This is a genomic window from Egibacteraceae bacterium (assembly GCA_040905805.1).
Classification (GTDB): Bacteria; Actinomycetota; Nitriliruptoria; order Euzebyales; family Egibacteraceae; genus DATLGH01.
This window is the reverse complement of sequence record JBBDQS010000093.1, coordinates 1-24,953: the sequence shown is the minus strand read 5'-3', so window position 1 is coordinate 24,953 and position 24,953 is coordinate 1. Positions and strand designations below refer to the sequence as shown.

The 24,953-nt window shown below is 70.0% G+C and carries 33 protein-coding genes; 21 read left to right on the top strand and 12 right to left on the bottom strand.

Translation table 11 applies throughout. From position 1 onward, the window contains the following. The first annotated feature begins 41 nt into the window (after positions 1–41). Together WD250_10160 and WD250_10155 are read left to right on the top strand one after the other, a co-directional pair. Entirely contained in the window at positions 42–3,056 is a 3,015-nt protein-coding gene (locus WD250_10160; GenBank protein MEX2620572.1) for a bifunctional [glutamine synthetase] adenylyltransferase/[glutamine synthetase]-adenylyl-L-tyrosine phosphorylase, read from the top strand. A gap of 30 nt (positions 3,057–3,086) precedes the next feature. Then, positions 3,087–3,428, top strand: a complete 342-nt coding sequence (locus WD250_10155) for a VOC family protein (GenBank protein MEX2620571.1) — start codon at positions 3,087–3,089, stop codon at positions 3,426–3,428. A gap of 137 nt (positions 3,429–3,565) precedes the next feature. On the opposite strand, the gene WD250_10150 is transcribed toward WD250_10155, so the two are convergent. Continuing rightward, positions 3,566–4,492, bottom strand: coding sequence for an oxidoreductase (locus tag WD250_10150; protein MEX2620570.1), 927 nt, complete (start codon positions 4,490–4,492; stop codon positions 3,566–3,568). Between the two features lie 136 nt (positions 4,493–4,628). Between WD250_10150 and WD250_10145 the strand changes: the two genes are divergently transcribed. From WD250_10145 to WD250_10115, 7 genes are all read left to right on the top strand, one after another. Beyond that, positions 4,629–4,832 carry a ribbon-helix-helix protein, CopG family gene (locus tag WD250_10145; GenBank protein ID MEX2620569.1) on the top strand — a complete coding sequence of 68 codons (204 nt, stop codon included), beginning with the start codon at positions 4,629–4,631 and terminating at the stop codon, positions 4,830–4,832. Next, positions 4,829–5,206, top strand: coding sequence for a type II toxin-antitoxin system death-on-curing family toxin (locus tag WD250_10140; protein ID MEX2620568.1), 378 nt, complete (start codon positions 4,829–4,831; stop codon positions 5,204–5,206). Before WD250_10145 ends, WD250_10140 begins: the two co-directional genes overlap by 4 nt. Positions 5,207–5,478: 272 nt before the next feature. Further along, positions 5,479–5,937: a serine hydrolase gene (locus WD250_10135; protein MEX2620567.1), complete on the top strand. Its 459-nt coding sequence runs from the start codon at positions 5,479–5,481 to the stop codon at positions 5,935–5,937. A gap of 589 nt (positions 5,938–6,526) precedes the next feature. Further along, a complete protein-coding gene (locus tag WD250_10130; protein MEX2620566.1) occupies positions 6,527–7,345 on the top strand; it encodes a GGDEF domain-containing protein in 819 nt (272 codons plus the stop codon). Beyond that, positions 7,342–7,695, top strand: a complete 354-nt coding sequence (locus tag WD250_10125; GenBank protein ID MEX2620565.1) for an antibiotic biosynthesis monooxygenase — start codon at positions 7,342–7,344, stop codon at positions 7,693–7,695. Before WD250_10130 ends, WD250_10125 begins: the two co-directional genes overlap by 4 nt. Further along, positions 7,692–8,717, top strand: a complete 1,026-nt coding sequence (locus tag WD250_10120; protein ID MEX2620564.1) for a cobalamin B12-binding domain-containing protein — start codon at positions 7,692–7,694, stop codon at positions 8,715–8,717. Before WD250_10125 ends, WD250_10120 begins: the two co-directional genes overlap by 4 nt. Positions 8,718–8,810: 93 nt before the next feature. Continuing rightward, a complete protein-coding gene (locus WD250_10115) occupies positions 8,811–9,425 on the top strand; it encodes an ATP-binding protein (protein ID MEX2620563.1) in 615 nt (204 codons plus the stop codon). Positions 9,426–9,466: 41 nt separating this feature from the next. Here the strand turns inward: WD250_10115 and WD250_10110 are convergent, their stop codons facing one another. From WD250_10110 to WD250_10075, 8 genes are all read right to left on the bottom strand, one after another. Next, positions 9,467–9,649 carry a hypothetical protein gene (locus WD250_10110; GenBank protein ID MEX2620562.1) on the bottom strand — a complete coding sequence of 61 codons (183 nt, stop codon included), beginning with the start codon at positions 9,647–9,649 and terminating at the stop codon, positions 9,467–9,469. A 39-nt stretch (positions 9,650–9,688) separates the two neighbouring features. Further along, positions 9,689–10,261: a methyltransferase domain-containing protein gene (locus WD250_10105; protein ID MEX2620561.1), complete on the bottom strand. Its 573-nt coding sequence runs from the start codon at positions 10,259–10,261 to the stop codon at positions 9,689–9,691. After that, positions 10,258–11,085, bottom strand: a complete 828-nt coding sequence (locus WD250_10100) for a sigma-70 family RNA polymerase sigma factor (protein ID MEX2620560.1) — start codon at positions 11,083–11,085, stop codon at positions 10,258–10,260. Before WD250_10100 ends, WD250_10105 begins: the two co-directional genes overlap by 4 nt. Positions 11,086–11,133: 48 nt before the next feature. Continuing rightward, a complete protein-coding gene (locus WD250_10095; GenBank protein MEX2620559.1) occupies positions 11,134–12,177 on the bottom strand; it encodes a class I SAM-dependent methyltransferase in 1,044 nt (347 codons plus the stop codon). Further along, complete coding sequence (locus tag WD250_10090) at positions 12,174–12,329, bottom strand: hypothetical protein (GenBank protein ID MEX2620558.1); 156 nt, start codon at positions 12,327–12,329, stop codon at positions 12,174–12,176. Before WD250_10090 ends, WD250_10095 begins: the two co-directional genes overlap by 4 nt. A gap of 36 nt (positions 12,330–12,365) precedes the next feature. Next, positions 12,366–12,998 (bottom strand): methyltransferase domain-containing protein, encoded by a 633-nt coding sequence (locus WD250_10085; protein ID MEX2620557.1) that lies wholly within the window; start codon positions 12,996–12,998, stop codon positions 12,366–12,368. A gap of 165 nt (positions 12,999–13,163) precedes the next feature. After that, a complete protein-coding gene (locus WD250_10080) occupies positions 13,164–13,352 on the bottom strand; it encodes a hypothetical protein (GenBank protein ID MEX2620556.1) in 189 nt (62 codons plus the stop codon). Positions 13,353–13,643: 291 nt separating this feature from the next. After that, positions 13,644–14,009 carry a DsrE family protein gene (locus WD250_10075; protein MEX2620555.1) on the bottom strand — a complete coding sequence of 122 codons (366 nt, stop codon included), beginning with the start codon at positions 14,007–14,009 and terminating at the stop codon, positions 13,644–13,646. Between the two features lie 824 nt (positions 14,010–14,833). Between WD250_10075 and WD250_10070 the strand changes: the two genes are divergently transcribed. From WD250_10070 to WD250_10050, 5 genes are all read left to right on the top strand, one after another. Then, complete coding sequence (locus tag WD250_10070) at positions 14,834–15,016, top strand: hypothetical protein (GenBank protein MEX2620554.1); 183 nt, start codon at positions 14,834–14,836, stop codon at positions 15,014–15,016. Further along, positions 15,013–15,141 (top strand): hypothetical protein, encoded by a 129-nt coding sequence (locus WD250_10065; protein ID MEX2620553.1) that lies wholly within the window; start codon positions 15,013–15,015, stop codon positions 15,139–15,141. The genes WD250_10070 and WD250_10065 overlap by 4 nt, the downstream gene beginning before the upstream one ends. An 81-nt stretch (positions 15,142–15,222) precedes the next feature. After that, on the top strand, positions 15,223–15,492 hold the full coding sequence (locus tag WD250_10060) for a type II toxin-antitoxin system prevent-host-death family antitoxin (GenBank protein ID MEX2620552.1): 270 nt from the start codon (positions 15,223–15,225) through the stop codon (positions 15,490–15,492). Next, a complete protein-coding gene (locus WD250_10055; GenBank protein MEX2620551.1) occupies positions 15,489–15,866 on the top strand; it encodes a type II toxin-antitoxin system VapC family toxin in 378 nt (125 codons plus the stop codon). The genes WD250_10060 and WD250_10055 overlap by 4 nt, the downstream gene beginning before the upstream one ends. A 313-nt stretch (positions 15,867–16,179) precedes the next feature. Then, positions 16,180–16,533, top strand: coding sequence for a hypothetical protein (locus WD250_10050; GenBank protein ID MEX2620550.1), 354 nt, complete (start codon positions 16,180–16,182; stop codon positions 16,531–16,533). On the opposite strand, the gene WD250_10045 is transcribed toward WD250_10050, so the two are convergent. Beyond that, positions 16,534–16,866 carry an E2/UBC family protein gene (locus WD250_10045; protein MEX2620549.1) on the bottom strand — a complete coding sequence of 111 codons (333 nt, stop codon included), beginning with the start codon at positions 16,864–16,866 and terminating at the stop codon, positions 16,534–16,536. A 440-nt stretch (positions 16,867–17,306) separates the two neighbouring features. Here WD250_10045 and WD250_10040 point away from each other — a divergent pair, with 440 nt between their 5' ends. The 3 genes from WD250_10040 to WD250_10030 are packed head-to-tail and all read left to right on the top strand — an operon-like array spanning position 17,307 to position 18,816. Continuing rightward, on the top strand, positions 17,307–17,525 hold the full coding sequence (locus tag WD250_10040) for a ribbon-helix-helix protein, CopG family (protein ID MEX2620548.1): 219 nt from the start codon (positions 17,307–17,309) through the stop codon (positions 17,523–17,525). Then, the gene (locus tag WD250_10035) at positions 17,522–17,929 is read left to right on the top strand and encodes a Fic family protein (GenBank protein ID MEX2620547.1); all 408 of its coding nucleotides are present in this window, start codon (positions 17,522–17,524) and stop codon (positions 17,927–17,929) included. The genes WD250_10040 and WD250_10035 overlap by 4 nt, the downstream gene beginning before the upstream one ends. Continuing rightward, positions 17,926–18,816 (top strand): hypothetical protein, encoded by an 891-nt coding sequence (locus WD250_10030; GenBank protein MEX2620546.1) that lies wholly within the window; start codon positions 17,926–17,928, stop codon positions 18,814–18,816. The genes WD250_10035 and WD250_10030 overlap by 4 nt, the downstream gene beginning before the upstream one ends. 121 nt (positions 18,817–18,937) lie before the next feature. On the opposite strand, the gene WD250_10025 is transcribed toward WD250_10030, so the two are convergent. Both WD250_10025 and WD250_10020 read right to left on the bottom strand, forming a co-directional pair. Then, positions 18,938–19,135 carry a hypothetical protein gene (locus WD250_10025; GenBank protein ID MEX2620545.1) on the bottom strand — a complete coding sequence of 66 codons (198 nt, stop codon included), beginning with the start codon at positions 19,133–19,135 and terminating at the stop codon, positions 18,938–18,940. Between the two features lie 56 nt (positions 19,136–19,191). Next, the gene (locus WD250_10020) at positions 19,192–19,515 is read right to left on the bottom strand and encodes a hypothetical protein (protein MEX2620544.1); all 324 of its coding nucleotides are present in this window, start codon (positions 19,513–19,515) and stop codon (positions 19,192–19,194) included. A gap of 772 nt (positions 19,516–20,287) precedes the next feature. Here WD250_10020 and WD250_10015 point away from each other — a divergent pair. From WD250_10015 to WD250_10000, 4 genes are all read left to right on the top strand, one after another. Beyond that, a complete protein-coding gene (locus WD250_10015; GenBank protein MEX2620543.1) occupies positions 20,288–21,211 on the top strand; it encodes a hypothetical protein in 924 nt (307 codons plus the stop codon). Between the two features lie 100 nt (positions 21,212–21,311). Next, positions 21,312–23,486 carry a sensor histidine kinase gene (locus tag WD250_10010; protein MEX2620542.1) on the top strand — a complete coding sequence of 725 codons (2,175 nt, stop codon included), beginning with the start codon at positions 21,312–21,314 and terminating at the stop codon, positions 23,484–23,486. After that, a complete protein-coding gene (locus WD250_10005; GenBank protein MEX2620541.1) occupies positions 23,476–24,210 on the top strand; it encodes a response regulator transcription factor in 735 nt (244 codons plus the stop codon). The genes WD250_10010 and WD250_10005 overlap by 11 nt, the downstream gene beginning before the upstream one ends. A gap of 536 nt (positions 24,211–24,746) precedes the next feature. Continuing rightward, on the top strand, positions 24,747–24,953 hold a 207-nt coding region (locus WD250_10000), incomplete at its 3' end, for a hypothetical protein (GenBank protein MEX2620540.1).

Sequence of the window (24,953 nt, the reverse complement as noted above, 5' to 3'; positions counted from 1 at the left end):
CGCGGGCGAGGCGCGACGAACGCCCTGTCAGCGGCGCGGCCATGCTGGCCCGCCTGGGCATCGCGGCCGACGCCGCCGTGCCCGCCCTGCGCACACTCGGCCTGTGGAGCGAGGACGGCCCGGCGGCGGACGCCGCCGAGGTCATCGAGGCCATGGCGCGCACGCCGAACCCCGACCACGCGCTGCCGCTGCTCGCCAGGTTGGCGGAGCAGCACCCGGACGCGTGGGCGACGCTGGTGGAGGGCGAGCGTGCGGGGCAAGGGCTGGTCGGTCGTGCGGCCACGGTGGCGGGGGCCAGCAGCGCTCTCGCCGAGCTCATCATCGCCAAACCGGCCGCGTTGGCGGTGTTGACCGGCGACCTGGAGCCCTGGCACGCCGCCACCGTGCAACGGCGGGCGATGGCGGAGCTCGCGGCCAATCCCGACGAACCTGCGGCCACGCTGGCGTCCTTCCAGCGCCGGGGTCTGCTGCGCGTGGCCGCCCGCGACCTGCTGGGGCACGCGGACACCCCCGCCACGGCCGGCGAGCTGGCGGACCTCGCCGAGGGGGTGCTCGCCGCTGCCCTCGACCACCTGCAGGAGCAGCTGGGGCCCGACGCCCGCGTGGCCATCATCGGCATGGGCAAGCTCGGCGGGTGGGAGCTGAACTACGTCTCGGACGTCGACGTCATGTTCGTCGGGGACGGCAACCTCGATGATGCTCGCCGGGTGGCGTCGGCGTTCATGCGCCTGCTGGGGGAGAGCACACCCGCAGGACGCGCCTACGAGGTGGACGCGAACCTGCGGCCAGAGGGCAAGGACGGGCCGCTGATCCGCAGCCTCGAGGCCTACCAGGCCTACTACGAGCGGTGGGCCAAGACCTGGGAGTTCCAGGCGCTGTTGAAGGCCCGGCACGTGGCGGGCGACGTGCGTCTCGGCCGTGACTTCGTCGAGCGCACCCGCCCGTTCGTCTGGCCGGACCGCCTGGACAGCGGTGCGGTCTCGGAGATCCAGGCGATGAAGGTCGTGGTGGAGTCGTCGCGGGAGGTGCAGCGCGCCGGCAGCCGCCAGGTCAAGCTCGCCCCCGGCGGCATCCGCGACATCGAGTTCGCCGTACAGCTGCTGCAGCTCGTGCACGGACGACACGACGACACCCTGCGAAGCGGCAACACCCTCGTGGCCTTGCAGGCCCTGGCCGATGGCGGCTATGTCGACGAGGGGGACGCCAACCTGGCCGGGGACGCCTACCAGTTCCTGCGCACCGTCGAGCACCGGCTGCAGCTGTACCGCCTGCGGCGGACCCATACGGTGCCCGCCGACGACGCCGCCCGCGCGCAGCTCGCCCGCTCCTTGGGCTTCCACAACCTCGCCCGCGCCAGTGCGCTGACCCAGTTCGACAAGGAGTTCGCGCGGGTCCAGGGCTACGTCCGCCGACTGCACGAGAAGCTGTTCTACCGCCCGCTGCTGGAGCGCTTCGCCGAGCTGTCGCGCGCGGACCACCTGGGCGTCGAGGGGGCTGACAGCGGACTGGACGACGCGGCAGCCTCTGATCGCCTGGGGGCGCTGGGCTTCGCCGACGCGGCCGTGGCCCTCGACCACCTGCAGGCCCTGGCCGCCGGTGTCAGCCGCCGGGCCCAGCTGTTTCGCACCCTGCTGCCCGCCGTCCTGCCGACGTTGGCGGCGTCACCTGACCCCGACGGCGGGCTGGCCGCGTACCGGTCCCTGGCCGAGCGCCTGGGCGATTCGCCGGTGTTCCTGCGCACCCTGCGCGACACCCCGCCGGTGGGCGAGATGCTCGCCCGGGTGCTGGGCAGCAGCCAGCTGGTCGGCAAGTGGCTGGAGCGCCAACCGGAGGTTTTCGGGTACCTGGCCGACCTCGACGGGCTGTCCCGTCCCTTGGCGGCGGCTGACTACCTGCGCCTGGCCGAGGGGCTGCGCCGCCGCCGTCAGGAGGAGCTGACGGCGGCGGACTCCCTGCGCCGGCTCAAGCGCCGGGAGGCCGCGCGCATCGCGGTCCGCGACCTCACCGGCCAAGCCGGCTGCCTGGAGGTCGCGGCGGAGCTTGCGGGCTTGGCCGAGGCGTGCCTGGAGCGGGCCGTGTCCATCGTCGTGCCCGAGGGCGTGCGCATGGCCGTGGTGGCGCTGGGCAAGCTCGGCGGCAGGGAGCTGGGCTATGCGAGCGACCTCGACGTGCTGCTGGTGTTCGAGCCCGCCGACCGGCGGGGAGACGCCCTGCGCGCGGTCGCCCGGCTCCTGAGCCTGCTGGGCGAGATCACACCCGAAGGCCAGGCCTTCAACGTGGACCTGAACCTGCGCCCGGAGGGCAAGGACGGCCCGCTGGCGCGCACCCTCGACTCCTACCGCTCCTACTACGAGCGCTGGGGGGACCACTGGGAGCTGCAGGCGCTGACCCAGGCGCGCCCGGTCGCGGGCGACGCCGAGCTCGGTGCGGCGTTCGTCGAGTCGGTGCGCGACCTCGTGTATCCCGAGCAGCCGCCGGTGGAGCGCACGCACGCCGTGCGCCAGATGAAGGCGCGGGTGGAGCGGGAGCGCACCGGCGGGGACGCCGCCGGCGGTCGTGAGCCCCGGCAGCGACGGGCGTTCCGTCCCGGTCGCCCACCCCCGGGCCCACGGGCGGTGCGTCCGCCGCCTCCGTCGCGGCGACCCGCCGGTCCCGGCGTGGGCGACCGCGTGGACCTGAAGCTCGGCGCGGGGGGCCTCACCGACGTCGAATGGACGGTGCAGCTGCTGCAACTGCAGGCGGGGGGACGCCACCCGGAGGTGCGCACCCCCGGCACCATGGCTGCCCTGGACGCCCTGGAGCGCGCCGACCTCGTCGCAGCGCAGGATGCGAGCTGGCTGCGCGAGGGCTACGAGCTGCTCACCCGGGTGCGCAACATGCTCTACCTGGGGGGATTCCGCCAGACGGACCAGCTCCCCCCGGGGCCCCGCGAGCAGGAACGCATCGCCCGTATGGCCGGGCATCCGCCGCCGGGAGCGCAGAACCTGGTGCAGCAGCTGGGACGGGCGATGCGCAGGGTCCGCAAGGTTCACGAGCGCTACTTCTACGATGCCTGAGGCATGGGTCGCGGTGAAAGGGCATGGAGGGTGACGATCTCGGAAGTGATCATCCACGTGGGTGATGTCGATGACGCGGTGGCGTTCTACGTCGACGCCTGCGGATTCGAGCACGTCCGTACGGTGGAGCACGCGGGTGAGCGCATCGCCGAGATGGACGCGGGCGGGCAGCGGGTCAGCCTGGTGCGTGCCCGTAAACCGGGTGTCGAGCTGGCGCTGGCCAGTCCCGATGTCGCGGCCACCCGTCGCCGGTTGAAGCGCCTCAAGGTCCCCATGGACACGGTGCAGCCCCAAGACGTCGAGGGCGGCGCCTGGCTGCCGTTCACCGACCCGTGGGGCAACCAGCTCGGTTTCTGGCAGCGCCCCGACTGAGGAGACACGTTCAGGGGTGTCCGGGGCGGGGTAGGGAGAAGTGGTCCCTGCCTCCCGCGAAGGAGTCCCCCGTGTACATCGGCATCGGCACCCTGATCCTGATCATCATCCTGCTCGTGATCTTCCTGTGAGGATCCTCACCTGACGAGCTGGTCGATGGCGAAAGGCGTCTTGGTCTCCTGTTCGGAGATCGCCCAGAGCGTCGCGCCGGCACGTCCCGCCGGACGCACGACGGGGCGACGCACCGGGGCTCCCACGGTTCCCCACCGGGGCGCGTAGAGCTCGCCGCCACGAGCTGCGGGATCGGTGGCTGCCCGCAGCAGCGCGAGCGCGCCTTGGCGCGGCGTCATGCCGGTTCCGTGCGCCATCGCCTGCCAGAACCGCTGGCTCGCACCCCCCTGGCTGGCCTCGACGCTGCGTGACTGGAGGTCGGTGTGGGTCAGCCCGGGGTGCGCGGCGAGACTGCGCGTCGCTGCCCCGGCTTTCTCCAACCGGCGGTGCAGCTCCAGCGCGAAGTGCAGGTTCGCGAGCTTTGACTGGCCATACGCCCGCCAGGGGTGGTAGCGGCCGCGCAGGTGCGGGTTGGCCGGGTCGACCGCACGCCCGACGTGGCGGGCGACGCTCGTGACGGCGACCACCCGGGACGCCGGTGTGGTGAGCAGCGCGGGCATCAGGAGTCGCGTCAGCGCGAAGTGGCCGAGGTGGTTGACCCCGAGCTGGGCCTCGAAGCCGTCGGCGGTCTCCCGCTCCGGGATGGCCATGATCCCAGCGTTGTTGACGAGCAGATCGAGCTCGGGGTGGTCCTCGACGATGCCCGCGGCGCAGGCCCGTACGGAGGCCAGCGACGCGAGGTCGAGCTCGCGGACGTCGAGCTCGGCGCCCGGCACGGCCTCGGCGACCTGCCGGCGGGCGGCGCGGGCCTTGTCCTGGTCGCGCGCGGCCATCACGACCGTGGCGCCCGCCTGCGCGAGCGCGCGGGTGAGCTCCAGGCCCAGCCCCCCGTTCGCGCCGGTCACGACCGCCACGCGGCCGGTCTGGTCAGGGACGTCCGCTTCGGTCCACATGCCCGCAGTGTGCCCACCCGACGCCGGGGGGACATCTTCGGGGTCGGGCCAGAGCGTCCAGCCAGCCGTGGGCGGTCACTGCGGCGATCGCCGGCAGCAGATCGCGGTTGGTATCAGTTGTGGTATCTTCGAGCCCATGGCGATGACGTTGCGACTCGATGAGCATGAGGCAGAGGCGCTGCGGCGCCGTGCCTTGCGGGAGGGCCGATCGATGCAGGAGGTCGCCCGCCAAGCTGTGCGCGAGTACATCGAACGCACGAGCAGGCAGGAGCTGCTGAACCACGTGCTCGATGCGGAACTGCCTCGCTATGCCGAGGCGCTCGAGCGTCTCGGTCGGTGATCCTCCTCGAGCTCGAGGAATTCCTGCAGATCGCGGAGCGCGTTCTGCCTGCGGTCGAGGTACGCGACGCCGGGTTGCTGGAGGCCGCCGCAGCCCGGCCAGCCGCCAGCGCCTTCGGCGCAGCGGCGTATTCAACGCTGCATGAGAAGGCCGCAGCGTTGCTGCACTCCCTGGTCTGCAACCATGCGCTCGTCGACGGCAACAAGCGCCTGGGCCTGGCGAGCGTTATCGCCTTCTACGGGGTCAACGGTCTCCGGCTCACCCTCACCAACGACGCCGCCTACGACCTGATCATGGCGGTAGCGGCAGGAGAGCTCGACGAGGTGAGCATCATCGCTCAACGCCTGGAGGCTGGCACCGAGCCGCGGATCTGAGCGCGTGGACTCACGGTGGCCATCGACCACGGCGACCAGTTCCTTGGTGCCGTCAGGGCAGTTCCAGCCGCATGAGGATGCGAGGAAAGCCGTTGAGGACCGAGTCGGTGTCTGACGCCCTGACAACCCGGCCTGCTCGAACAGTCCGCGTGTCCCCACGTAGGCCATCGTGAGGTCAACCTTCGCGCCACGGTTGCCGACCGGGTAGCCCTCGATGGCGGGCGCACCGCCTTCTCGGGCGAACGCGACCGCTCCCCGCAGCAGATCGTGGGATACCACGGCTAGCCCGCATCGACGAGCTGCTGTCCCGCCGGCTCGCGGCTGCACCGGGGGAGGGCTTCAACTACAGCAACGCCGGCGTGATGCTGCCGGCCGCCGTGACCGAGCAGGTCACCGGCCGGGCCTTCGCCGACGAGCTCGCCGACCGTGTGTTCGACCCGCCGGGGATGACCGGCTCGTTCGCCGCCGCCGACGACCCACGCGCAGCCGACCTGGCGACCGGTCACCAGCAGTGGTTCGGACGGTGGCGCCCGGTCGAGCTGGCGTACGACGACGCCGGTGTCGCCCACATCCTGCTCGCACCCGACGCCGACGGCCTCGGGATCGCCGTCGTGTCCAACGCCGGCGCGTTCCTCGCAGGCCACGAAGCGCAGTACGACATCGGCCTGGGACTGCTCGACCTGCTCCTCGACCAACAGCCGCAGCCGTCCACGCCCTCAGCTCAGCGCTGATGGTGCTCGTCGTGCCGGTCCTCGCCTGGCCCGTCGTGGCGGCCCTGCTGGCGACCATCTCGTAGAGGTTTCGGACGCCGTTGTCGATCGTGTTCGCGGAGGTTGCGACACACAACCACTTTGTGCTGGATCGCGGCGGTAAGGTGTTCAAGCAGTTCCCATTGCCGGTGGGCGGCCGTTGGAGCTGGCGCGGTTGTTGGACGGTGCGGCGCAGGAACTCGCCGGGGTGCTCCCAACGGCGGTGGCGGAGGGCGAGGTCCCGACGCGAGCGGTGCTCCATGCGAACGCGGAACGGGCGAAGTCGTTGCGAGCGCGCATGGTGACGTTGCAGGAGGAGCTCGTCTGGCGCTGCTACGCTCCTTATGGCCTGCTCGCGGAGGATCGGATGTTCGACCCCGTTCGCCCCCGAATGGGGTGCCCCCGCTCGCGACTGGCGAGCGCGCGTTCGAGATCGCGCTCGCCCGGCGGATGGCCGCGGGGGAGAAGTCGTCCCTTTTGCCTATGTCCCGGGAACGGCCGCCGGTCGACACTGACATTCGGGAGCCGAGCATGACATGACCGAACAGCCTTGGGAGGAGATGGTCGGATAGTGGAGGACTTCGTCCCCCCGGACGTGGCGATGGCTGGCCCGGTCACCGAGGCGGCCGCCGTGACACTGGTGCAGCAGGTTCTGCGCCGGCTGCTGCGCGCCACGACGCCGGAGGAGGCAGTGAGCGAGCTGGTGGGGCTCGTGTACGGACTCGGCGGCCGCACGGTGCCCGCCACGCTGGAAAACGAGCACGTCCTGCCGATGGACCTCAGCATGGGGGTGCTGCCCGAGCCGCTGCTGCCCGCCGCCGATCCCTACAGCGCCGCACGGCTGCACCTCGAAACCCACCTGCCCGGTCTGTTGGAAGACGTCCGCGCGGTCGTGTCCCGCCTGGACAAGGCGACCCGGTCCGAGCACGACGCCGCGGTGGACCCCCTCACGGGATTGCTCAACCGGCGCGGCTCGGCGGGCGTGTACATCCAGGGCCATGATGGCGATACCGTCGCGATGCTCGACCTCGACCACTTCAAGGCGCTCAACGACACGCACGGCCACGAGGCCGGCGACCGGGTGCTGCGGGACTTCGCCGAATGCCTGCGCGGCAGCATCCGCGAGGCAGACGTCGCGTGCCGCATGGGCGGTGAGGAGTTCATGCTGTACCTGCCGTCCACCGACGGACCGACGGCAGCCGGGGTGCTCGGACGGGTTCGCACGCGCTGGCTGGCGGTCCGATCGCTTCCGGTGACCTTCTCGGCCGGCGTCGCCGACGTAGGCGAGGACGGAGTGGAGACCGCGCTCGCCGTTGCGGACGCAGCGCTGTACCGGGCAAAGGAAGCGGGCCGTGACCGGATCAAGATCGCAGGCCAGGAGACCACATGAGCACGATGACACAGCGGCTGCCGCAGCCTGCCGACTCGGCGGGGCCGGACGCGCCCTTCGTGGTGATGAGCGAGATCGCCGTCTCTGCTGGTGGCGAGAAGGCACTGGAGGCGGCATTCGGTGACCGGCTCGGAGAGGTGGACGGGTGGCCGGGCTTCCTCGACCTGCAGGTGTGGCGCGACGAGCGCGAGGGGGGCGGTTACCTGATGGTGTCGTGGTGGGAGACCAAGGAGCACTTCTCCGCCTACATGCGTAGCGAGGCGCACCGCCGGTCTCATGCGCGCATCCCCGACGGACCGGACGGGCCACGTCCTGCCGGCGTGCGACTGCTCAGGGTGGTGGCCCGGTGAGCGCGCTGTCGCCAACCGCGGAGTACCTGGCCTGCCTGGAGCGGCGCGACCTTGCCGCCGCGATGGGTGTGGCGCTGGGTGCGCTCACGGCCGGTGCGGGAACGGAGCAGGTCCTCGGCATGCTCGCCGGCGCACAACGAGAGGTCGGTGAGCGATGGGCCAGCAACGAATGGACGGTCGCCGACGAGCACGCCGCGACCGCCATCACCGACCGGGTAGCCGCCGCCGTGGCTGCACATACCAGCGAACCGGTGCTGTCGCGCCCGCTACTCGTCGTGTGCGCCGAGGGCGAATGGCACACGCTGCCGGCCCGCATGCTGACCGACGGTCTGCGAGCGCGCCGCTGGGACGCCCAGTTCCTCGGCGGCAGCATCCCCGCTCGTGACCTCCAGCGCCACCTCGAGGAAACCCGACCCCTGGCCGTCGCGGTCAGCTGCGCCATCCCGATGACGCTGCCTGGCGCGCTGGAAACCGTTGAGGCCGCCCACCGCGCCGGCGTGCCCGGCATTGCCGGTGGCCGCGCGTTCGGTGACGACGACCGCCGCGCCACCGCGATCGGCGCGGACGCGTGGGCAGCCGACGCCGCAGCGACTGACCGGGTCCTGCAGGGGTGGGCCGAGCACGGCCCCGGACAGCTGGCAGCGCCAGACGAAGCCGCCGTCGCGTCCTACCGGACGTTGCGTGGTGACCGGACCCTCATCACCGAGCAGGCCGAGCACGAACTCGAACGGCGACTTCCTTGGCTGCGCAGCGCTGAGGAGCGGCAGCGCCAGCGCACCCGAGAGGACCTCGAGTACACCGTTCGGTTCCTCGAGGCGACGGTCCTCACCGGAGACGAGCGCGTCGCGACGGAGTACCTGTCCTGGCTCCTCGGGATCCTCACCGCGCGGAGGGTTCCAGCAACCGTGCTCGACCCCACGTTCGACGCCCTCGGTGTCGCCCTGCACGCCCAGGGACAGGAGCAGGCTGGCGGACTACTGACCCGCTCCGCCGCTTCGCTGCCGGCGAACTCCGCCACCTGAACGCGCAGGCGCCACGACTGTTCGACCGCCCCCCGACGTCAAATCCTGCGGGTAACCGAGCGGCTGGGCGCAGCGGCGGAGCTCTCGGCACTGGTGAACGACGGCGCCGACTTCCACGCCGCCGGACACGCCGCCGTCGTGCTGCTGCATCGCCACCTCACCGCCGCGACCATGCAGACCGAGTTGCTGAAGGCCGGCTCACAGAGCCGCAGGTCGCCGATGCCGCTCATACCCTCCACACCGTCCTGGCCACCGCGGGCGGCCTGGTCCGTCAGCTGCAGGCGTTCACCAGCGGCTGGCAACCGAAGGCCGCGTCGATCGACGCCATTCGGCGTGCTCGGCGAGCTCCGCAGCGGGCTCGCCGAACTCGTGCCCGACGTCATCGACCTGGAGGCACGGCTCGACGGCACCACCGCCCACGTCCGCGTCTCCGCCCCACAACTGCACTGCGTGGTCAGCAACCTCTTCACCAATGCGGTTGATGCGGTCGAGCATGACGGTCGCATCCTCCTCAGCGCGGCCGCAACGTCGCTGCCGCCCGCAGCAGCCAGCCGCCTCGGACTGCCAACCGGACGCTACGTGCGGATCAGCGTCGCCGACGACGGCCGCGGGATGGACCCGACGGAGCTCACCGCAGCCGTCGAACACTACTCCACCACCAGGCAGCGACCAACACCACGTCGGTGGGGGACTGGGCCTGTCAGCTAGGGGACACCACCGACCCTCCGACGTGATTGAGGTGGGGCTCCTCAGCCCGGCTTGCGGGCCGTGACCGTGATCGCGGTGGCCACGTGGGCCTGCCGCTCGGGAGGAATCAACTTGTGCATGAGGTCGATGAGATCGGGCGTGAACAACGGGTAGTCGGCGGCGTCCTCGAGCCCGAAGGGCCGCCGTTCACGCACGTCGATGTCGATGAAGCCGACGGTTGTCATCTTGTCGACGAAGACACGCTCCGCCAGGGCCCCGGCTACTCACCCGGCCCACGCCGCGGGGTGGGTGAGCACCTCGGTGGGCAGTTCGTCCTCGCGGATGGTGAGATCGGGTGCGCACAGGCGCCCGCCCGGCCGCAGGATGCGGTGCGCCTCGGCGAGCACGCGGCTCTTGCGCGCAGACAGGTTGATCGTGCCGTTGGCGAGCACGACGTCGACCGAACCGTCGGCCAGCGGGACGTCCTCGATCTCGCCTTGCAGGAACGTGACGTTGTCGAGCCCTGCGGCAGCGGCGTTCGCCCGCGCCCGTTCGACCATCTCGGGCAGCAGATCGATCCCCGTGGCGTGCCCGCCCGCACCGATCTCGCGCGCGGCGAGGATCGTGTCGGGCCCGGCGCCGCAACCCAGGTCGGCGACGTCCTCGCCGGGTCGCAGGCCGGCCCAGGCGGTCGGGTTGCCCACCCCGAGCAGCCACTCGCGGGCACCGTCGGGCAGCGCGGCGAGCTGCCCGTCGGTGTAGTGGCGGGCGGCCGGGCCACCTGGGGCGTCAAGCGCCCGGTAGGCGTCGGCGACGAGTTGCTGAACCTCGTCTTTGAACATGAGGTCCTTGCTCATGTGCTCTCCTTCAACTCATCGAGGAACCCGACGAGGCGGTTTGCCACGTCGCCGGGCAGGTGGGGACGTGCGGCGGAGCGCAGGAAGTCCCGCAGCGCTTCGGCGAACTCGGCCTCGCCGCAGCAGCGCCGGCAGAACGCGAGGTGTTCCTCGACCTGGCCCCGGTCGGCGTCGTCGACCTCGTGCTCGAGGTACTCCCACAGCTGGCCAACCGCCTCAGCGCAGCTGATCATCGCCCTGCTCCCTTTCCCGGCCGCGAGCAGGTCGTGCTCGGTGGCGTAGTCCCATAACTCGCGTTCGAACAGCTTGCGGCCGCGGTGCAGCCACGACAGCACGGTGCCCCGCGCGACCCCGAACATGCGGGCCACCTGGGCGGTCGAGAACCCCTCCATGTGCACCAGCACGAGGGGGACCCGGTAGAGCGCCTTGATGCGGTCGAGCACCTCCCAGACGTGCGCCTGCTCGAACGCGGCGAGGAAGTCCAGGTGCACGCTGTCGGAGTAGGGCAACGGGTCGGCGTCGGCGATCTGGCGGTACAGCGAGTGCTCGCTCATGTCGTCGATGGAGTCCTCGACCGGCAGGCCGGACTCCTTGCGGTAGCGGTCGCGGATGCAGTTGAGCAGGATCTGGCGGAACCACGCCGGCGCGGCCTGCTCGTCGCGCAGCTTGTCGTACGCCCGGTAGGCCTTGATGAGGCACTCCTGCACGGCGTCCTCCGCCTGGTCGCCGACGAGCCGGCGGGCCAGCGAGTACAGCCACGGCAGCTGCTCGCGGGCAACCGCGGTGAACCCGCTGCGATTCGTCTGCTGACCTGCTTGCTGCATGGCGCTACGCGCCTCCGATCGTGCGCCGTGGACCACGCAGATGCATTGTCACACACCCGACGGGTGGCGACCCCACGTCAACGCGTGCACCGGGGCGAGCTGCGCCGACCCGATATCGGTGAACCCGTGCCGCGTGAGAAGCTCGTCGTAGACCCGGCGCGGGAGCAGCTGATCGTCGATCTGCGCCTCGAAGAACTGGATCCCGCACATCAGCCGACCGGGCACGGTCGCCAGCTCCTCGTCGGTCTCGGGGAACGGGAAGTCAGAGATCACGAACCAGCCGCCGGGCTCGAGCGTTCCCTTGACCTTTCTCGTCGTCTCGTCGATGTCGCGGCACTCGTGCATCGAGATGTTGTTGATCACCAGCGTCGCCGGCTCGTCGATCGTCATCTCCTCCAGCGGGCTGACGTGCAGCGTCACACGCTCGTCCACCCCGGCCTCGGCCAGGCGCCGGGCGGCGAGGCCGATCGAGTGGGCGTCGCCGTCGACGCCGATGAGCTCGCACGCCGGGTAGTGCTCGGCGAGGCGCAGCAGGCCCACCCCCGTGCCGCAGGCGGTGTCGACGACCCGGCAGCCGGACGCGAGCCGTTCGGCGAGGCCGGGCACGTCGCTGAGGCCCTGCGGGACCAGGCGGGTGTAGAAGGGGGTGCCGGTGCCAGTCACCCCGGCGATCCACTCGGGGCTGCACTCGTCCCACCACAGCCGCTGCCCTGTGGGCAGCACGCGCTCGAAGCGGTCGAACAGCTCGGGCTGCTCGAAGACGCCGAAGAGCGCACCGGCGTACGCGGGGGAACGGTCGTCGAGGAGCAGCGTGTCCATGTGGGGGGCGAGCCGGTAGCCGTCGCCGACCCGCTCGCAGACCCCGGCGGCGAGCGCTGACCGGCACCACACCGCGGTGTAGAACGGGTCAAAGCCCAGATCGGCGGCGAGCTGGTCGGGCGTGGTGGCCTCCGGCCGGCGGGCGAGCGCCTCGATAAGGCCGCTGCGCAGCCCCATCGCGATGGTGCGGTGACCCGCGTAGCCGGCCGCGTGCGACAGCACGACCTTGGCTTGATCGGCGGGGGACACGGTGTCCCCTGTGGCGGCCGTCATCGTGAATCCCTCCAGGTGTTGTCGGGCTTGTGGGCGAGGAACGGGTAGCCGTAGACGTCGTAGGCGCGGGCGTTGGTCTCACCCGGCGCGCCACCGAACGTGTCGACCCGCTCACCGATGCGCACGTCGACGAAGCCGATCTCCTCGAGCATCTGCTGCCAGCCTGCGCACGGCAGGCCGCCGGCGATTCACCCGGTCCACAAGTCGATGTCCTTCACCGCCTCGGCGGGGACCGGGGCGCCGTTGGCGATGTCGCCGAACTGCAGGTGGCCTCCCGGGGCGAGCACGCGCCAGACCTCGGTGAACGCCGCGTGCTTGTCGGGGCACAGGTTGAACACGCCGTTGGAGATCACGACGTCGGCCCAGCCGTCGGCAACCGGCAGCGCCTCCGCGAGGCCTTCGAGGAACTCGACGTGAGCGAGCCCGAGCGCAGCGGCGTTGCGCCGGGACTTGTCGAGCATGTCCTGGGTCATGTCGACGCCGACGACGACACCGCTCGAGCCGACCTGGCCGGCAGCGATGACGCTGTCAAAGCCGGCGCCCGAGCCGATGTCGATGACCTTCTCGCCGGGCTCGAGCGGCCGCAGGGTGAACGGGTTCGCGATCCCGGCGAACGACTCAACGGCCTCATCGGGCAGCGGGTCGACGACATCGTCGGGGTAGCCGAGCCGGCGGGCCAGCCGACGCCCAGTGTGGAAGTGGTGCGCACCCCGCGGATCGTGCGCGACCTCGCGGTACTTGCGGCGCACCTCCTCCCGCAACGTGCCGGGGTCGACCGGCGTCTGCGTCGCGGCCGCGCGCGTGGGTCCTGTCGCAGTCATCGTGTCCGTCTCCTCGCGTGTTGTCGGGCTTCGGCTGTCGGCTGTCTGCTGTCTGTAGTCGGTCCCGCTATCGGTAAGGACGCATCGACGGGTGGTCCTATTGCACGCCGGGACCCGGGCGGCGGGGTGGCCTCGCGCCGTCCCCGAGCCCCGCCGCGCACCGAGTCAGGCTTCGAGGCGATGCGTACGGTCGCCGAAGCACAGGTGGTAGGCATCGGCAACCTTGTCCGCGGCTACCTCGGCGACCGCGAGGACGTCCCCACGCTCACCGGCGAGGAGCTCCTCGAACGGCTCGACCGCGGAAACGTCGTCGTCGTGGACGTACGCCCCCAAGACGAGTACGCCGCCGGGCATCTCCCAGGCTCCGTCCACATCCGACCCGACAGCTCGAGCGCCTCGACGACCTGCCCGCGGACCGGGACATCGTCGCCTACTGCCGCGGCCCCTTCTGCGTCTGCGCCGACGACGCCGTCCGCCGCCTCCAAGCGCAGGGCCGCCACGCCGCATCGAGGATGGCTTTTCTGAATGGCGCCGAGCCGCCGATCTTCCGGACCGCACACGGTTGTGCAGGCGCCGCGCTCTCCGGAACCGGTGTGGCCCCATCGACCCGGCTGCAAAGAAGTGCTCAGGATGGTGCGACCACGACTAGTAGGTGAAGGCCGTGGCACCCTCCTCGCCGACCCACTCCCACAGCGGCACGGTCCCCTGGATCTCGGCGTAGGACACAAGCGTGGAGTCGTCGAGCTGGCGGGCGTTGAAGCAGACCGGGCACACGAAGAGCCGTCCCCCGGCGTCCTCGTAACGCTTCAGCAGATCGGGCAGGGCCGGGCACCCGTCGCAAGCCGAGCCGACGGCGATGTCGCGCTGGGCGAGCCGCACGGCCTCTTTGGTCAGGAACATCACGGTGGGGCGTCCCGTTTCCGCGGCCCCCACCGCGACCAGCAGCGCCACGGTCACCGTCTCGGTGTCCTCGAGTCCTGTGTTCAAGCTGACAACGGCCTTGTTCGACATGAGCTTCCTCCTGGTAAGCCGGGCGCCACGGGACTGCCCGCAGCGTGGTTCCCTACCTAAAGGACGCCGGATGTGAGGTCCCTATTGCAGGCACCGCACGCAGGGCACCGTGCCCCGCCAGGCGGTCGGGGGCTCGGGACAAGCCTCGCCACCGCCCGCGCACACGACGCCGCGTCACGGCGTCACCACGCGGATACGCCACCGGGTCGGACCTCCCCGTCGCAGAAACAACGCTGCCTCGTCCGGGTGCGGCTTCCGCTGGGAACGTGAGCAGTGCTCGCGCTTTGGTGCACACCAGCGCCGATTAGCAGTATGTTGCGCCGCCGATGGCCCCGACGCCCGATGCGGTCCTTATGCCCGAAGGGCCGCGTTGGCGCCGAAGCCTGATTACCTTGACTGCGTCCCTTCCCGGGCGATCACGCAGGGGCCAAGGAGGCCTACCGTCGTGGCCACAAGCTCGGTCGTCCACCACAGCCCGGCCTCGCACTCGTCCGGCTCACGCAGGGCCGGGTTAAGACGGCGGTCGCGGCGTTGCATGGCCGCCGCCGGCCGGCCCAGGCTGGTGTGGCCCTACCTCGCCGTGCTGGTGACTACCACGGTGGCCTACACCCGGCTGGTGGCCGACCCCGCCGCCCGCTCACGCACCAACCTCCTGCTGCACCACCACCGCCGGTTCCTCGTCCGTCCCCGCGCCGGCGAGGTATGGCGGGAGGCGTCGGTCACCCTCGTCCATTTCCTGCGGCAGGCCGTGCCGGTGTTCGCCGTCATCGCCGTGGCGGCGTCGCTGCTGGTGGCCTCCGGGGGGACTCGACGCCCTGTCGGGTGTGCTCCGACCGGTCATGGCGGTCGTGGCGCTGCCGGCGGAGGCGGCGCTGCCCACGGTGATGGCCGCGGTGCGCAAGGACGGCATCTTGCTGCTTGCCGAGCCGGGTGTGCTCGCAGCACTGTCGCCCGGCCAGCTGGTGACCGCGGTGTACCTGGCCGGCGTCGCCCTGCCTGCCTGGTGACCGTCCTGACGATCGCCAGGGAGCGCGGCTGGTCCCTCGCTGTCACCATTGCGGTTCGCCAGCTGGCAGCGGCGGTGGTGTGCGCGGCGCTGCTCGGCTGGGGAGTCCGCGCGCTCGGTGTCTGAGCCGGCGCCAGCGGGCCCGAACACCCCTATGTGGTCTGGTCTGGTCTGGTCTGGTCTTGTACCATGGGAATACGATGCGAGGTGCCGAGCGAGGGGGAGGACGCCGTGTCCCGGGTTGTCAACATCACCGAGGCCAAGGCCCAGCTGTCCCGCCTGGTCGACGAGGCAGCCGCGGGCAAGCGCGTGCTGATCGGCAAGGCCGGCAGGCCCCTTGCGGTCCTGCAGGCCTACGAGGCCGATCCCGGACCGCGCGCGCTCGGCGGCTGGGAAGGACAGGTGTGGATCGGCGAGGACTTCGACGACCCGCTGCCAGAGGGTCTCCAGCGGGCCTTCGAAGGCCACGAACCGTGAACCTCCTACTCGACACCCACGCACTGCTGTGGGCGCTGGCCGACGAACCGACTCTGGCCAATGGAGCGCGAGACGCGATCACCGATGGACGCAACCGCGTCCTGGTCAGCACGGTGTCCGTTTGGGAGATCGTGATCAAGAAGGCCCTCGGCAAGCTGCACGCACCCGACGACCTGCCGCAACAGCTCACGAGCGCACGCCTCGAGCCGCTCGAGATCACCATCACCCACGCGCTGGCCGTCGGGGACCTGCCCGACCACCACACCGATCCTTTCGACCGCATGCTGGTCGCCCAGGCCCGAACCGAAGGGCTCACCCTCGTCACCCGCGACGCGCGCATCGCCCAGTACGACGTCGCCGTCCTGCCAGCCTGACCCGGTCGGCATCGCCGCTCGCCGACACGGCCGTCCCACCGGGCGGTGCCGTGCCCTTGGGGGAGCGCATGAGCCGGGACGTTCGCCGGAGCAAGAATCAGATCCGAAAATCCCGCCGCCCGATCCCGCCCACACCGCAACCTTCAAGATACTGCAGAAGCGCCAGAATTATGCGCGCGTCAACCTTGTGCGTCCTGTCGACGCCCCGCACATGTGGCATGCCGCGATGGAGAGCAAGTCGTGTCAGCTTACCGTTCTCGGTCAGCACTATTGGCAGCTCGTCGACAAGGGACTGATCTGAATGAGTGCTTGCTTGGGCGGCGTACTCGCGACGCTGCGCAGTGAAGCGCTGGTTGAAGAGCTGGCCGCGCTGGAGCATGATCGGTGGGCGCACTGGCAACGTTACCTTCATAGCAAGTGCGAGATGCACGAGGATGGCTCACTGTCAATCTCCGCAGAGCTGGTGCAACGGTGGACAGAGCAAGCTGAAACTTCCTACGCAGACCTCAACGAGGAGGAGAAGAACAGCGACCGGGAGCAGGTTCGACGTTACCTCCTGACGATCGCTACGCACTCGTCAATTCGCATGTTGATTCACCGGGCCGGCAGGATCCGATGTGACGCAGTGACCGCGGTCTTTCCCACAAGCATGGGTCGTCGTCTTTGACTATCGGTCATTCCCCGGCGGGCTGCATCGGTTGCGTGAACTCGGAGCATCCCCCGCCTCTAGGCAAATGGGCTCCCCCTCCGTTTGCGTCTGCAGGAGCTTCGGCATCTGCTCGGTCAGCAGTGTGAGGATGGTGTCTCGGCTCGGGTCCCACTGCCACGCATCCCACTGCCACGCGTTCCGCACCAGGCATAGTGCGCCGGTGTCGGGATCCTGATGGCGCGCGAGCCGCTCGTTCGGCGCGAACACCACCGGTGGGAAGTTCGGATAGAGATCTGGCAGGGCCACGAACAGCAGCAGCGTGCGGCCCTGGATCTCGTACTCGAGCCGCAACGCGACGTCGACATCGAACGCGTCCGCCCACTGGTCGGTTTCCGGGTCCGGCGTGTAGAGGGCGACGGCTATTCCCGCCTGCTCGAGACCCTGCTTCTCGGCCTTGAGCAGGCGGGAACGGCGCTCTTCCCAGCCCCAGGGGTCACGCGACCTCCCGGCGTTTGGGGGGCCGCGGGGCGTCCGGCGGCCCAGGCCGGTCCGGAGGCGGCCCTGGGCGGTCAGGCGGGGGCCCGGGCGGGTCGGGCTTGCTAGGGTTTGTCGGGTCGGCCCGGCGCGTGGTCAGGCGGGGTTTCGGGACGTGGCATCGGCTTGCCTTTCTGTGTCGGTCGCGGTTCGGTGGGCGGCTGCCCACCTGTATGCGAGAATAGAGCATACGAATCATGTGTAGTCAAGACTTCGCTGAGATACGCTTACCGAAGCCGCCACCCAAGGAGGGGCACATGCCTGAGACCAAGGTCACCACCATCCGCCAGGACGCCGACCAGCACGAGGAGCTGGAGGCCGTCGCGCAAGTCGAGGGCGTGCCGGTTTCCAAGATTGTTCGAGACGCGATCAGCGAGGCGCTGGCGAAGCGCCGGAACGACCCGGACTTCCAGGGCCGCCTCAAGCAGCACCTCGAGAACAACCGGCGCATCCTGGAACGTCTCGCCGATCAGTGACCCGCTACCTCGACCTCGCCGACTACCTGTTGATCGCTGAGGGTGCCCTGCAGGTCAGGGCCGAAGACCTCTACATGCAGGTGAACCTGCCGCTGGCGGAATCTGCCCTCGGCGCTCCGCGGGCGGCCTTCGGCGAGGTCGAGTTCTATCCCGAGTTCGTTCAGAAGGTCGCGGTTCTTGGCCATCGGCTGGTCGCGAACCATCCGCTGCCTGACGGGAACAAGCGCACGGCGCTGCTCTGCATGATGGAGTTCGCCGCGAGGAACGACTGCACGTGGGTCGCCCCCGAAACGGATGGGCCGGAGGGCGACGAGACCGTGGAGGTCATGGTTGCGGTAGCCGCAGGCGACCTCCCCCTGGACAACTTCGTCGCGTGGGTACGTGCCCGGATCGGATCGACATGAACAGCGATAACCAGCCCCCTCTGTTCGAGCCCGATGGGAACCTTCCGCCGGATCCCTTTCCGAGGAGCGAGTTCACCGATCGCACATGCCACCTCTACGTCGCTTCCGCTTTGACGCGACTCAGCGAAGCGTCCGGCGAGGATGCCCGACTGCTCGAAAGCGAACTTCACGCGATCACACAGGCCATCAGCAGCCTCGACTACGATGGCCTCGGGTTCTCGCTAGAAACCTATGCGCCCATCGAGCATTCGTCCGCTCACCGTCACCAGGGTCTGACGCCCGAGCAGGTCTTCAGGCAGAACTGCCTTGAGGTTCTGACGCGCAGTGATGCCCTGATCGTGCACGGCTGGCAACCGGGTGCCGGCGTCGGTCAGGAGTTTGCCTGGGCCGTCCTGCAGGCAGCGATCCCCGTGCTGTGGGTTCAACATGGCGACCATCCCGTGAGTCGCCAGATCCTCGGTACGCCGGGAGATGTGACATTCGAACGGTTCGAACGGCCTGCCCAACTGGTTCAGATCGTCCAGGGATGGGCACGCTCGCGGCGTGCTGTCCTCAGCGGCGGCCCTTACAGACGGAGCAACCGGGCGCTCCGGTGGCATGGTCCGACCACCGCGGCGCGACGACGATGGCTAGAGCTCGAGGACCACGAGCGCCAGCGGATCTGCGCCACCGGCAACGTTGTGCCATCAGAGGTCGAGCAGCGTGGAGAGCGTGCCGCGGACTTGCGCGAGGATCACCGGTCCGACGTTGCCGAGGGTTCGGTCGATCCGCTGGGCGGCAATGGCCCGGATGTGCTGACACTGCGCGGCCGAATCGACCTCGAGTCCGTTGGCGGGATCCGCGGGTACGGTGACTTCACTCGCGTAGCCGCGCACAGTGCTCGTTAGTGGCACGACTTGCACAACGCTGGGGCCTTGCGCCAAGACGCGGTCAGCGGTGATCACCACCGCGGGTCGACGCAGGCCGGCTTCGGAGCCCGCCGGAACGCCGAGGTCGACCTCGACGACATCACCCGAGGTTTGCATCCAGCCAGTCGCCCTCGTCGTCGGTGAGCGGAGCGGTGAGCTGCTGGCCCATCTGCTCTTGTCGCAGCAGCCGCACACCGCGAGCGACGGCTTGGGCAACGGTCATGTGACGCTCGTTGGCGAGACGACGGAGTTCCTCGTGGGTGCTGCGATCGATCCGTACGGTCGTGGTGTCGCTCATGGGAGGAAGGGTACCCCTTGTAGACTATTCCGTCTACAAGGACTCGCGCCCGCGCATCAGTACGCACCGGGCAGAGCCATGCCCCAGACGGGATCGACCGCGAGCTCACCCAGCTCTATGCCCACCTCAGCGGCCTCCGATCGGAGGTGGCCGTCAACCTCCGCGTGGGCCGCCTCTATGGAACGAAACACCATGGCGATGCGGAAGCCATCGTCCTCGGGATGGACGCACAGAAAGATGAGCCCTTCCGGTGGTCCACCAGCCGCTTCCAACCGCTGTTCGACCCGCTGCTCGAGGTTGATGCTGTCTTCCTGGGTTCCTCGCGCCACCCGGACTTGGCAGAAGACCGCCACGAAGACCTCCTGAACCGTCGGCTCCATCTACTTGGCCGCTGTCCAGCGCACGTTGCCACGATCCACACGGGGAAGCCACACCAGGCCGGGACGGCGACCACATCATGCCACCGTCCCGTTCAGGACCCGTGGAGCGGCGGATACCGGTAGGTTCCGGCGCCCATCATGCGATTCGCGCAGGGAGCCGACGGTTAGGGTGCGTGATGCCCGACCGCAGCACCTGAGTTCAACCCTACCCGGCAAGGACCGTGTTGCCGCGCTTCCCGGCGCGGATGTTGGGCCGCGTTGTGGGACTCGGATGGCTGGGGCGACGTGAACCCCTCCCGGTGTCCGCACTGGAGTCGCGATTCGCGCTCTACCAACCCCCAATGTCACGCTGAGTACCGTTGGCGCGTTCGTGGAGTGCCGCCCTTCGGCCATTGGCACGCGGCGGCGTTCCGGATGGCAGCGGAGCGAGCGGTGCCGGCGGGATCCTGGCAACCTGAGCGGATGCTGGGTGGAGGACCTGGTGACGGGGGAGGAGACCGTGCGGTCCCCACGAGGACCCGGATACCGAGGTGTTGGCCACCGTGTGTGCCGGGCCCACGCCATAGGGCTTGAGGGGCAAGCAGCTTGACCCCGCAACGTCGATCGAGTCCGACGGGCAGGTGCATGACTTGACGCAACTGCCCGTCGCACATGTGTGGATGTCTGGCTGTCGACGGATTTCCCGGCCGGGTTTGGGGGGCTGCACCCATGACGGCGGGAAGGAGGTGCCCACACGATTGGGTGGTGAGCAACTCGTCAAAGGGAGCGGGCCATGAGCGATGACACGACACGAGCACACGACGGAATCGAGCCAGGCGCGCCTGACGATGGGTCGGCGGCGTCACCGGGCACCAGGGCCCCAGTCGGCGCCGACGACCTCACCTGGTCGAAGGGCCACCGCATCGCCTTCCGGGTGTTCAGCGCGTTGATGGCGCTGTTCGTGCTGGCCTACTTCGTGTTCGGGTTGTTGGAGGTGGTTCTGATGTGGCTGCCGGACGACGTCGTGGCGGGATTGCCGGGCGGCGGTGACGGCGGTGACTACCCGGGGGGCCTCCTGATCCACCGCAGCCACTTCATGGTGATCGGGCTGGTGGCCTGGGCCGCCGTGCCGCCGATCCTGGTGCAGCTGCGCAGGCCGTGGCGCCGGGTGGCGCCGATGTTGCAGGCGGTGGTGGTGGCGATCGCGGGGGCGGTCGTCTTCGGCCTTGCGGGCACCTTCACCGCGTGGGTGAGCGAGGACCTCATCGTCACGATCCCGATCCTGGTGCTCGCGGCGCTGCACCCGCGTATGCGTGACTTCTTCCGCCGTCCGACGTTCGACCGTGACCTCGTGGTTCTGGCGGCCGTGGCCGCCGTGCCGTGGGCGGTCTACGCGTTCGCGAACGCCCGTCTGCAGTTCCTCGACGCTGCCGGTGACCCGCATGCCGGGGTCGAGCACTGGGCTACCGCTGCGCTGCTGGGCGTGGTCATGATCGCCTGTGCGCTGCTCGGGGCCAGCGACCACGATGGCTGGCGCCTGCCGGCCTGGACGGCCGGCCTCGCGTCGATCCTGTTCGGGGCCCACTCGCTGGTGTTCCCCGGGTCGGCATCGGGGCTGTCGACGATCTGGGCGATCGCGGCGGTGGCGTGGGGCGTGGTGTTCCTGGTGACCGTGGTGCGACGTGGACGCGCAGGGGCGCCGGCGGTCGGGTCGTGAACCCAGGGGGGCGGCGCGCGTCCCGACACGCCGGTCGTGCCGCGGCCACGTACGATGACATGCCCGTGGGGCGTAGGACAGCCGATGCCAGGGGGCAGTGATGACTGCCAGGGATGAGCACACGCCGGCTCGGGCCGGTTCGGCTCCGGGCCGGCCGTGGCGCCTGCCGGTGGTGATCGTGCTGGCTGCCATCGTCCTGGCCGGCGAGGTGGGGCGCTGGGTCTTGGTGGGTCTGGGTGGCACCCGGGCCCTGGACCACCTATCGAGCTCTCTGGCGATGGTGGTGTTCGCCGTGGTGGGTGCGCTGGTGGTGCGGCGAGGCGAGGCGGTGCGCTACGGCTGGTTGTTGCTGGCCATGGCGGTGGTCGGTACCACGAATGGTCTGGCGTTGCAGTACACCGAGTTGGCCTGGGTGCTCCGGCCCGAGGCCGACTGGCCGCTGGCGATGGCGGCCGCCTGGTACCAGGACTGGTGGATGGTGCAGTGGCTGCTGGGGTTCCTGCTGCTGCCCGCGCTGTTCCCCGACGGGCGCCCGGTCACGCGGGGGTGGGGGCGTGCCGTGCGGGCCACGGTGATCGGGTGGGTGGTCTACATCCCGCTGTTCATGGTGGTGCAGCGTCCGGTCTCGAACTTCTTCGAGGGCAACCCGCTGGTCGAGCCACCGATGAACCCGACCGGGATCCTGGCAGTGCCGGGATCCCTTGCGGTGGCGGAGGCCGTGATCGCTGTGCCGTGGGTGGTCCTGACGCTGGCGTCGGCGGTCGTCGGGGTGTCGAGCATGGTCGTGCGGTGGCGGCGATCCGGCGAGCGGGCCCGTCGCCAGATCAACTGGGTGCTCTACGCGTTCGGGCTGCTGGCCGCCGCCGCGGTGATCCGGGTCGGCAACACGCTGCTGACCGAGAGCGGGATCGACCTCGGCCTGGTCCCAGTCGTCGACCTCCTCATGGCGGTCGCGATCGGTGCGCTGCCTGTGGCGATCGGGCTGGGCGTGTTGCAGCGTGGTCTCTACGACCTCGGTCGCGTGGTCAACCGCACCCTGGTGTATGGGCTCCTCACGGTCGGCGTGATCGCGGTGTACGTGACGGTGGTCGCCGGCGCGGGTGCACTGGTCCCCGGCGCGAGCGACCGCGGGCTGGCGCTCGCCGCCACAGGGCTCGTGGCCGTGGCGTTTGACCCGGCCCGCCGCCGGATGCAGGGCCTGGTCAACCGGCTGATGTTCGGCCAGCGTGGCGACCCGTACGCGGTGTTGTCGCGGGTGGGCGACGTGATGACCGCTGCCGGGACCCCGACCGAGACCCTGCAGGCGGTGGTGGACACGGTTGCCCGCTCGCTCAAACTGCCGTGGGTGGCGGTCGAGCTGGACCAGCGCGACGGCCAGGTGGTCCGGGCCGAGCACGGCAGCGCGGACGGACTCGCCGCTCCTGCGTCGGTGGCGCTGGTGCATCGCGACGAGCAGGTCGGACAACTGCTGGCGGCACCGCGCTCCGACAACGCGTCGCTTGGCCTGGCAGATCGCCGGCTGCTTGCCGACATCGCGAAGCAGGCCGGTGCAGTGGCCGCGACCGCCCGCCTGACCGCCGATCTGCAACACTCCCGCGAGCAGCTGGTGCTGGCCCGCGAGGAGGAACGACGTCGGATCCGCCGAGACCTGCACGACGGCCTGGGTCCGTCGTTGGCCGCCCAGACCCTGGCGCTGGACGCCGCCACCGACCAGGTCGACCGTGACCCGGCTCGAGCTCGCGCCCTGCTGCAGTCGTTGAAGGCGGACACCCAGGAGCTGGTGGCCGACATCCGGCGGCTTGTGCACGACCTGCGGCCACCCGCACTGGACGAGCTGGGACTGGCCGGCGCCCTGGTCGCCCACGTCGCCCAGATCGACGGCTCCGGCAAGATGGCGATGCGCATCCGCGCCGAGCCCGACCCGCTGCCTGCACTGTCCGCGGCCGTGGAGGTGGCCGCGTGGCGCATCACACGCGAAGCGATGACCAACGTGGTGCGGCACGCCGAGGCATCGACCTGCACCGTCACCCTCAGCGTGCGGGAGCGGGTCCTGGACATTCGCGTGGTCGACGACGGTATCGGGCTGCCGGTGGTGCCCCGGGCCGGCGTCGGGATGCACTCGATGCGTGATCGCGCCGACGAGCTCGGCGGCACGTTCACCGCAGCCGACGCACCCGACGGTGGCACAATCGTCCAGGCGACCCTTCCCGTCGCCACGTCCATCGCCGACGACGCGGTGCCCACGGGCGACACGGAGGTGGCCCGTGGCCACTGACGAACGTGGCCCTGACCCGGCCACCGGAACCAGCGACGTGGCCGCGTCCGCGAGCTCCTCGCCGTCGATCCGGGTTGTGGTCGTGGACGACCACGTCGTGTTCCGCCAGGGCCTGGCTGCTCTGCTCGACGCCGCCGCCGACACGGCCGTGGTTGGCCAGGCCGGCACCGGCGACGAGGCCGTGTCGGTCGTCGAGGAGGTGGTCTGCGACGTCGTGCTGATGGACGTGCAGATGCCCGAGATGAACGGCATCGAGGCAACCCGGCGGGTACTGGCCGACCACCCGGACGTGCACGTGGTGATGCTGACGATGCTTGAGGACGACGACTCGCTGTTCGCCGCCATGTGCGCCGGGGCGCGCAGCTACCTGCTTAAGGGCGCCGACAAGGACGAAGTGCTGGCCGCGATCCGGTCGGCGGCGACCGGCGAGGCCCGGTTCGGCCCGGAGATCGCCCGTCGCCTCACCGAGTTCTTCCAGCGCGCCGACACCCAGGACCTTGCGGTGACCCCGTTCACCGAGCTGACCGACCGTGAGCGTGAGGTGCTGCACCTGATCGCGGCTGGCCTCGACAACGCCACGATCGCGTCGAAGCTGTACATCAGCGGCAAGACGGTGAGCAACCACGTCTCCAGCATCTTCAACAAGCTGCAGGTGTCCGACCGCGCGCAGGCCATCGTCAAGGCCCGCGAGGGCGGCCTGGGACGACAGGTCGGCGATCGCTGACCCCTTCCCGGGTGGCCATGGCGCTCGTGATGACCACGTTCGCAGCCGGGACGGCCGGCGACGCTAGCGTCGACGCCCCGACGGTGTGCCGCACCGCAGCCATCTCGAGTCCGTGCTGAGGTGGGCGACGACCAGGGTGAGGGGTCTGAGTAGGGGTATCGCGAGGATCGGAACGAAAATTAGCGGTAGGGTGCTGAACTAGTGCCGTCAGCGGGTTCACGCCGTGGAGGCGGGGCATGGTGAGCGGTTTCGGCCCAGACGACGAGCATCGACTGACGGAGCTGCTCCAGCGTTGCATCGGGCGTCTACGCGACCCGAGCACTGATCAGGACGCCTGACGAGCGACTCAGAACTGGATAACCATCTGATTATCAAGTCGGCATCGGCGCAGCTATCGCCCGGCGGTTAGCAAGTGAGGGCTGGGACCTGGCCACGACCCACTGGAGCCGCTACGACGCCCGCATGCCGTGGGGCAGCGTGACCCCACCGAAGTCGTGGAGCGACAACAGGACCTCCACGACCCCGGGGCTCGATCTGTGTCCCTCGAAGCCGACCTGTCGGACACCGACGCTCCCGGCGAAGTCTTCGACTTCGTACAGCAGCGGCTGGGGCCCGTGAGCGCGTTGGTCCTCGCTCACTGCGAATCGGTCGACTCCAACATCATCGACACCACCATCGAAGCCTTCGACAGGCTGTCGCAAAATGAACCAGGCGGGATGGGCGCTCACCCCACATGTTGTGCC

Coding starts and splice junctions, on each gene's coding strand:
- WD250_10040 (MEX2620548.1), top strand. CDS start 17,307: ATGCCTGAGACCAAGGTCACCACCATCCGCCAGGACGCCGACCAGCAC.
- WD250_10150 (MEX2620570.1), bottom strand. CDS start 4,492: ATGTGGACCGAAGCGGACGTCCCTGACCAGACCGGCCGCGTGGCGGTC.
- WD250_10110 (MEX2620562.1), bottom strand. CDS start 9,649: ATGACAACCGTCGGCTTCATCGACATCGACGTGCGTGAACGGCGGCCC.
- WD250_10145 (MEX2620569.1), top strand. CDS start 4,629: ATGGCGATGACGTTGCGACTCGATGAGCATGAGGCAGAGGCGCTGCGG.
- WD250_10095 (MEX2620559.1), bottom strand. CDS start 12,177: ATGACGGCCGCCACAGGGGACACCGTGTCCCCCGCCGATCAAGCCAAG.
- WD250_10010 (MEX2620542.1), top strand. CDS start 21,312: ATGACTGCCAGGGATGAGCACACGCCGGCTCGGGCCGGTTCGGCTCCG.
- WD250_10125 (MEX2620565.1), top strand. CDS start 7,342: ATGAGCACGATGACACAGCGGCTGCCGCAGCCTGCCGACTCGGCGGGG.
- WD250_10080 (MEX2620556.1), bottom strand. CDS start 13,352: ATGCCCGGCGGCGTACTCGTCTTGGGGGCGTACGTCCACGACGACGAC.
- WD250_10025 (MEX2620545.1), bottom strand. CDS start 19,135: ATGAGCGACACCACGACCGTACGGATCGATCGCAGCACCCACGAGGAA.
- WD250_10075 (MEX2620555.1), bottom strand. CDS start 14,009: ATGTCGAACAAGGCCGTTGTCAGCTTGAACACAGGACTCGAGGACACC.
- WD250_10090 (MEX2620558.1), bottom strand. CDS start 12,329: ATGCTCGAGGAGATCGGCTTCGTCGACGTGCGCATCGGTGAGCGGGTC.
- WD250_10015 (MEX2620543.1), top strand. CDS start 20,288: ATGAGCGATGACACGACACGAGCACACGACGGAATCGAGCCAGGCGCG.
- WD250_10030 (MEX2620546.1), top strand. CDS start 17,926: ATGAACAGCGATAACCAGCCCCCTCTGTTCGAGCCCGATGGGAACCTT.
- WD250_10160 (MEX2620572.1), top strand. CDS start 42: ATGCTGGCCCGCCTGGGCATCGCGGCCGACGCCGCCGTGCCCGCCCTG.
- WD250_10020 (MEX2620544.1), bottom strand. CDS start 19,515: ATGGAGCCGACGGTTCAGGAGGTCTTCGTGGCGGTCTTCTGCCAAGTC.
- WD250_10085 (MEX2620557.1), bottom strand. CDS start 12,998: ATGACTGCGACAGGACCCACGCGCGCGGCCGCGACGCAGACGCCGGTC.
- WD250_10105 (MEX2620561.1), bottom strand. CDS start 10,261: ATGAGCAAGGACCTCATGTTCAAAGACGAGGTTCAGCAACTCGTCGCC.
- WD250_10100 (MEX2620560.1), bottom strand. CDS start 11,085: ATGCAGCAAGCAGGTCAGCAGACGAATCGCAGCGGGTTCACCGCGGTT.